The organism is Micromonospora mangrovicola, from assembly GCF_047200535.1.
In the GTDB taxonomy this organism is placed as follows: Bacteria; Actinomycetota; Actinomycetes; order Mycobacteriales; family Micromonosporaceae; genus Micromonospora.
This window is the reverse complement of sequence record NZ_JBJZOG010000183.1, coordinates 1-6,060: the sequence shown is the minus strand read 5'-3', so window position 1 is coordinate 6,060 and position 6,060 is coordinate 1. Positions and strand designations below refer to the sequence as shown.

At 67.8% G+C, this 6,060-nt stretch carries 9 protein-coding genes; 4 read left to right on the top strand and 5 right to left on the bottom strand.

Annotated features, from left to right (window positions below):
- The first annotated feature begins 307 nt into the window (after positions 1–307).
- The 3 genes from ACL02O_RS33385 to ACL02O_RS33375 all read left to right on the top strand — a co-directional run bounded on the left by ACL02O_RS33385 (position 308) and on the right by ACL02O_RS33375 (position 1,814).
- Positions 308–814, top strand: coding sequence for a hypothetical protein (locus ACL02O_RS33385; RefSeq protein WP_412822172.1), 507 nt, complete (start codon positions 308–310; stop codon positions 812–814).
- A 294-nt stretch (positions 815–1,108) separates the two neighbouring features.
- Entirely contained in the window at positions 1,109–1,477 is a 369-nt protein-coding gene (locus ACL02O_RS33380) for an MmcQ/YjbR family DNA-binding protein (protein WP_412822171.1), read from the top strand.
- A gap of 64 nt (positions 1,478–1,541) precedes the next feature.
- Entirely contained in the window at positions 1,542–1,814 is a 273-nt protein-coding gene (locus tag ACL02O_RS33375; protein WP_412822170.1) for a hypothetical protein, read from the top strand.
- Positions 1,815–1,913: 99 nt separating this feature from the next.
- Here the strand turns inward: ACL02O_RS33375 and ACL02O_RS33370 are convergent, their stop codons facing one another.
- Together ACL02O_RS33370 and ACL02O_RS33365 are read right to left on the bottom strand one after the other, a co-directional pair.
- On the bottom strand, positions 1,914–2,387 hold the full coding sequence (locus tag ACL02O_RS33370) for a YrhB domain-containing protein (RefSeq protein WP_412822173.1): 474 nt from the start codon (positions 2,385–2,387) through the stop codon (positions 1,914–1,916).
- Positions 2,388–2,601: 214 nt separating this feature from the next.
- Positions 2,602–4,260, bottom strand: a complete 1,659-nt coding sequence (locus ACL02O_RS33365) for a DUF885 domain-containing protein (protein WP_412822169.1) — start codon at positions 4,258–4,260, stop codon at positions 2,602–2,604.
- A gap of 193 nt (positions 4,261–4,453) precedes the next feature.
- On the opposite strand from ACL02O_RS33365, the gene ACL02O_RS33360 reads away from it, so the two are divergent.
- Positions 4,454–4,735 carry a hypothetical protein gene (locus tag ACL02O_RS33360; protein ID WP_412822168.1) on the top strand — a complete coding sequence of 94 codons (282 nt, stop codon included), beginning with the start codon at positions 4,454–4,456 and terminating at the stop codon, positions 4,733–4,735.
- A 127-nt stretch (positions 4,736–4,862) separates the two neighbouring features.
- On the opposite strand, the gene ACL02O_RS33355 is transcribed toward ACL02O_RS33360, so the two are convergent.
- The 3 genes from ACL02O_RS33355 to ACL02O_RS33345 are packed head-to-tail and all read right to left on the bottom strand — an operon-like array spanning position 4,863 to position 5,906.
- A complete protein-coding gene (locus ACL02O_RS33355; RefSeq protein WP_412822167.1) occupies positions 4,863–5,159 on the bottom strand; it encodes a hypothetical protein in 297 nt (98 codons plus the stop codon).
- A gap of 34 nt (positions 5,160–5,193) precedes the next feature.
- Positions 5,194–5,463: a hypothetical protein gene (locus ACL02O_RS33350; protein WP_412822166.1), complete on the bottom strand. Its 270-nt coding sequence runs from the start codon at positions 5,461–5,463 to the stop codon at positions 5,194–5,196.
- Positions 5,460–5,906, bottom strand: a complete 447-nt coding sequence (locus ACL02O_RS33345) for a DUF6896 domain-containing protein (protein ID WP_412822165.1) — start codon at positions 5,904–5,906, stop codon at positions 5,460–5,462. The genes ACL02O_RS33350 and ACL02O_RS33345 overlap by 4 nt, the downstream gene beginning before the upstream one ends.
- Between the last annotated feature and the right edge of the window lie 154 nt (positions 5,907–6,060).

Here is a 6,060-nt window from a genome sequence, read left to right as displayed (position 1 = left end):
GATGAATAGCCGGCTCGCGCTTGGCGCGTGACGGAAGCTTCGGCAGATCAGTGCGTCTGGCGCACGTACACCGCGTTTGGCGACGGTGCTGGATGAGCAGCGCCGGAGTCGGTCATCGTGCTGAGCGTGGCTGACCGATCATTTGAGACAGCGGTCCAAAGCGCGGTCATGGAAGGCCCGCCCGGGGAGGCAAGGCTGGCCGGGATGCTGGGATCGCTACGTGGCGCCGAGGAGGTGACGGTGGTCGCGGCGTTGGGTGATGCCCAGGGCGACGAGGGCGTCGCGGGCGCTGCGGAATCTGCTGGCCGTGCCGCAGCGCTCGGTTGATCTGCGCTGCGCCGCGCTGCTCGCACTCGCCAAGCGTGGAGGCGCTGCGGCATCCGATGTGCTAAGCGCGCATCTGACCGGTGTTCCAGAGGCAGTCGCGGACTACGCCGTCATCGGGCTGGCCGGTGTGGGCGATGACCGCGCCTGGTCCGAGTTACACACGAAGCTGCGGCGGCAACTCGATCGGCCGCCACCAGCATTGCAACCTCGCGAGATCACACCAGGTCTCAAGCAGTTCCAGGTCCTGCTGACCATCGCCTACCTGCCCCGTCACCTGAGCGGCTCGCCCTCCGAACGAATCCCACGACTGGTCGCCACCCTACGGTCGCGGTTCGAACGCCTCTACCGGGTCGAGCAGGACTGGCTGAGCGAGCACTGGCCCGGCATTACCCCGAACGGACCTCGCCCAGACCGGCTCGCCCCGCCCGACCCCGCACCATTCCAGGCCTTGGTATACGCCACCCACCTGTTCGGTCCGGTGCACTGACCGTTCCGAAACAGCGATCCTCGGCGGTGGCGCGATCGACGAGGACAGCGAAGACGGCCCTGCCAGACTCCTCTCACGGGAACCGCCCGCACCGTCGCCTCCGCGGGCCCTTCCACGCACGACAGGACGCGCAGGTCGCGACGACCGCCTACATGCGGCGACGTGTACGTCAACGGGCGGCGCACCGGTTGTGGCAGATCCGTACACCCGTTGATGGGCAAGGAGCGAGCGCCCGGCGTGGAGCGCTGGCCGCGTCGATGAGGGCAAAACCGGGCACCGCTGTAGCCTCTGCGCATGGCTGATGCCGACGACGTACGCCGCCTGGCGCTCGCTCTGCCCCAAGTCGTGGAAATTGACAGCGACGGCTTCGACTTCCGCGTAGACAACAGGGGATTCGTCTGGTCGTACCCGGAGCGCCTGCCTGGGAAGCCGCGGGTGATCCGCACCGATATCGCGGTTCTCTACGTCGGTGACGAGGGGGAGAAGCAGGCGCTACTCCTCGGCGAGCCCGACCTCTTCTTCACGACGGCCGGGTACGACGGCCTTCCCCTGGTGATGTTGCGCCTCACCGAGGTATCAGTCGAGCGGCTGGCCGAACTGGTCACCGACGCGTGGCGAATGCGGGCGCCCGAAGAACTGGAGAATAGCCTGCGGGACAGGTGATCATCACGGCGGCGCTTGGACGCTGCACCAGCGCGACGACGGCGGGGTACCGGCTGATCTCGTGGTGACCGGTGGCGACTTCCCGTGGCTGAACGCTCGTGTCATTCCGCGGGAAGGGCTCGTGGAGGTCCGGCCGCTCTTCGCCGAGGAACTGCGGCTGCTCGATCACGTCGATGAGGATGTCGAGTCCTGGGAGCGTGCGTACGAGGCCGTCCGGAACGCTGTGACGCTTCGGTACCCGGAGGGCCAGGAGGTTCCCGAGTTCCTTCTCCACATCGATGGCAACGAGGCATGGTGGCGGTGGAGTGACGAGCCGTTTGACGAGGAGGATGCCTAGCCACCGCTCCCGCCCGGCGGCAGATCCGGACGCGTGATCTCGGGCAAATCGGTTGGCCGGCGGCGTCGGGCGCAGGCTCGTGGACGTTGAGTCGGCTTATCAGATTGGTGCGGGCCCACTTTGGTTGACGGGAGGTACTGCCTCAGCAGGACCAGCGAGGGTTTCGATCGACAGCACGGTTCGTCGGCGAGCCTGGATGAGCAGGTTCTCGGCAGGCTCATCGCCTTTACGTACAGCGTCGATGTACGCCTTTGCGTCCTGCAGTCCCAACTGCGGCGCCTGCTTGCGGAGATACCGAAGCGCGGCCATGGCCCCGTCGCATGAGAGCAGATCTCGGATCGTCGTGAGCAGCGGGTCTGGTGGTTTCACGCCTCTGACGTGCTCCAGGTACGACTCTTCCCACTTATCGTCGACATGTGCGGTCACCGGGATGTGGTGGATGCTCCCGTCCTCTCGATCAACGAGGTACGGGCCGTGTCCTATCAGCATCTTTCCGAAGTCTCTGGAGCGGAGGTAGTCGACAGATTGCCAGTAGACCAGCCATCCGAAGGCGTGGTCCTCGACTAGAAAGATGGCAAGTTCAGGAAGCGAAGGCTGTTGGCTCTGCTTCTCGTCCAGTAGACGATGCCGGTACGACCGCCAGAGCGGCGTGGATGTCTGTGGTGAACGCGGGTGATGGCGGTGGCCATTCGGGGAGCGTCACGGTGGGAGCGCCGATGAGTAACGTGATCGGTCCAGTCACCCACCAACCTGAGGTGATCCCCATCGGCCGGACACTCAAGATCTTTTATGTTGGTACGTCCGGACGTCGTCCAGAGTGGCCGGATGTCAAAGGACCGGTCAGCGCCCCCGTCAGCTGGTCCAGTCCCAGCGAGCCAAGTTCCATCGCCCGACGGTGGAATGCTCGCCGGTCGTCGTCGAAGGATGAGCGGCCTGCCAGCCACACCCGCTCACCTACCTTGTAGGTCAGCGCCTGCCCTGGCCTGCCCAGATAGCGCGCGAGCTCCGCGGACGCGTACGGCCCTTGATGACAGCGGCCCCGCAGCAGCTGCAGCGCGGCATCCGGCGTCCACGATGCGCCGCCACCGGACGGCACCGGCAGCCGCAGGTGCAGGCCGATGTCGAGCACGACCCGCGCCGCCCGCAGCAGCTGCATGAACAGGTACCCCAAGCGTGCACCCGGCTGCTCGTAGAGCCCGAGCTCGTCCATGTACCGCTCGGCGTACAAGGCCCAGCCCTCTTGGCAGCCGGAGAGCCCGCCGAGCAGGTTCAGCCGCTGCCCGAGGCCACTCTGGCAGGCCTCGTAGCCGATCTGGAGGTGGTGGCCGGGTACGCCCTCGTGGTACGCGGTGCTGTAGGCCCACCAGGTGGGGAAGCTCACCTGGTCCTCGGGGAGGAACCACCAGACACGGCCTGGCCGCGTCAGGTCCTGCGACGGCCCGGTGTAGCCGGTGCCGGCCGACACGGTCACCCGGGACTCGATGCGCCGCAGCGGCGCGGGGATGTCGAAGTGCACGCCGTGCAGCTGCTCGATGGTGGCCTCCAGCAGCTCCTGCAGCCATGCACCGAATGCGGCCCGGCTATGCAGGGTGCCTGGCGCGTCGGGCCGGTCGAGCCGGTCGAGCACCGCGGGCACGCTCCCGCCCAGGGCCTTCGCCTCCGCGACCAGTTCCGCCTCGATCGCGGTGAACTCGTCCCAGCCCCACTCGTAGAGCTCGCGCAGGTCCGGCTCGATAGCGAGGAAGGTCCGCACCCAGAGTGCGTACCGCTGCGGCCCGAAAGCCTCCTCGCTGCGCGCCCGCGGTGCCAGGTCCGCGGTCAGCAGCGCGGCCAGTCTCTGGTACGCCTCCCGCGCGCCCTGCGCCGCTGCCTGCAACGACGCCCGCTGCGGCCCATCGCCGTAGCGCTCCACCAGGGCGATGTCATCGTCGACCCAATTGCGGCAGCGCTGCGTCACGAGCTCCACTTGGCGCCGCGTCGGCAGGTGACCGCGCTCGGCGGCGAGCATGAGGCTGCGGGCATACCCGTCCAGGGCCGCCGGGATCGCAGCCTGGCGCGCGCCGACGCGGGCCCAGCCATCCTCGTAGGTTGCGCCCTCGGCGTCGCGGCCGGGCACCGCGGCCTCGACGGACTGGCGGATGAGCTGGAGCGGGCCGGTGGCTGCCGCATGCAGTTCGCGCAGGTCCTCCCCGGCATCGTGGAAGGCGATGCGGGCGCGCAGCCGTTCGGCGAGGTGAGCGTGCAGCGGGCTCGTCGCGGGCAGCGCCCCGTGCAGGGTCTCGAGCTCGCGCAGGGCGCAGGCGGCGAGATCGGCGCGGGCCTGGTGGCCGTCCGGACTGTAGTCGGTGAGCCCGTCGACCTCCTGCTCGCCGACCTCGACGACTGCCGCGCAAGGGTCGAGGCGGGCCACGTCGCGCAGGAGCCGGCTGGCGAAGTCCTCGATCACGGAGGCGATGCTAGCGCTCTGTCAGGCTTGGCGCGCAGGGGCTTGCGTCGATGTAGTTCAAAGCAGCTGACAGCGTCCGCTCGTCGGCACGACCGCAATTTGGGCACACTTGATCTACGTCATGGTGATACTGCCCGCTCGGCGGCGTAAGCGGGTATCCCGTTCAGGTGCGGGCCTCTTCTACCGTGATGGCATGCAGTGGTATCTCTGGCTCGCTGGCATCGGGCTCGCGACGGGCATCACGGTCCTGATCTTCAAGCGCAGACGCCGTCGACCACAGACCGTCGAGGAAAAGGCGGCTGCCGCGCGGGCCGCCATGCGATCCATCCGCCGTAGCTCGCCGCGCCCTGGCCGCGACATCTTCGATCGGGGCCGAGGCGTCCCGGACCGGCACTCGGCCGCCATCGTGGAGAACGCCGCCTATGGCGACGCCGCAAACTTCGATTCAGACGGTGGCGGAGGGGGAACGGACTGAAGCGCCACCGTCGCCCGCCCGGCTGGGGCTTCCGAGCTGTCGACGGTGCCCTTCTCGGCACGGGCGTTCGCCCTGGCATCCGCGAACGCGATCACGCTCCGTGGCACCCGCTCGGCGGCATGAGTGGTCAGTGTTCGTGCTGATCCATCGCCATCTCCACCGCGATGAAACCCCCGAGCCGGGTGGCCCGCGGCCATGGTGGCGCCTCGGGCTTCCGTATCCAACTGAGATGAACTATCGCGAAGGTGCCGTCCGACGCGCGGAAGACCACTGAGTCACAGCCCTCGCACTTCGCCACGGCTGCCAGGGCAAGACCGTGCAGTTCATGGCCCGCCGCGATCTCAGTCGCTGCCTCCTGCTCGAACGTCCGAGCGCTCTCGCCTTCGAGACGAAACCAGGGCTCGCGGAAGTCGGCTGAACTCACATACGCAGGGTGCCACAGAACGCGCGCTCATCGGCTACGTCCGGATGCAGGCACCCGCGATCCGGATACCTTCCGTGACGAGCGCTCCGTGGCAGAAGAGCGAGCCGCCGCGAAACGGGGAGTCGGCGTCAAACAGCGCGATGCCGGCAAGCAGCAGTGGCATGCTCTTCCCGATGTTGAAGCAGTTGGACGACGGCGTCGAAATCTGCGGCGAGGCGGGGCGTGCGTCCGTCCGTCTTCGTAGCGCCGAGCGGCCGTGCGCTGCAGCAAGACGGATGGCGGTGGATGGGTGCGGGTGGTTCATGCTGGGCTGCCAGTGTCGTCGGGCAGCGCGAACCAGCGCCCTTCAACCACCTGGCGTAGGTGGCTGTCGCTGGCAAGGTGGATGCAGGCCGCGACGATGTCCTCATGGCTGTAGCCGTCATCGGCGGCTTCGTCGAGGAACCAGCGGATTCGCCAGGCGTCGAATACTTCAACCTCGCGCCCGAGCAAGCGGTCGGTGACCAGGTCTACGTCGAGCTCCATGCCGTCCGAGCTGATCATCCGGCACCCCGCGCCATGGACGGTATACTCGATGCCGCTACGGGTACGGCCCTCTCGGGGAAGCTCCCGACGTGAGCGGACCGCTGCCAGAAGATCCGCGATGTCCGCGATGGGGAACAAATCGGCAAGCAGCCGACCACGTATATCGCGCAGGGCAGCCGCGAAGTGCAGAACGGCGTCAACCGACGAAGCATCCCGGGCCATGCGCCCCAGTATGGCCGCCATCCCGCAGGTGTGATCATCCCTGCTGGGCACCGCACATTCCCACATCGGCTTGGCTGGAAGGCCGGGCCGGGCGGCGAGGGACGGCGTTCGTCACGAGGAGTTGCTGCTCGCCGGGCGGCCATCACGCTCGGAC

Bases quoted from the DNA above. Each gene is read 5' to 3' on its own strand.
- ACL02O_RS33380 (WP_412822171.1), top strand. From the start codon at position 1,109: ATGGCTGATGCCGACGACGTACGCCGCCTGGCGCTCGCTCTGCCCCAA.
- ACL02O_RS33360 (WP_412822168.1), top strand. From the start codon at position 4,454: ATGCAGTGGTATCTCTGGCTCGCTGGCATCGGGCTCGCGACGGGCATC.
- ACL02O_RS33350 (WP_412822166.1), bottom strand. From the start codon at position 5,463: ATGAACCACCCGCACCCATCCACCGCCATCCGTCTTGCTGCAGCGCAC.
- ACL02O_RS33345 (WP_412822165.1), bottom strand. From the start codon at position 5,906: ATGGCCCGGGATGCTTCGTCGGTTGACGCCGTTCTGCACTTCGCGGCT.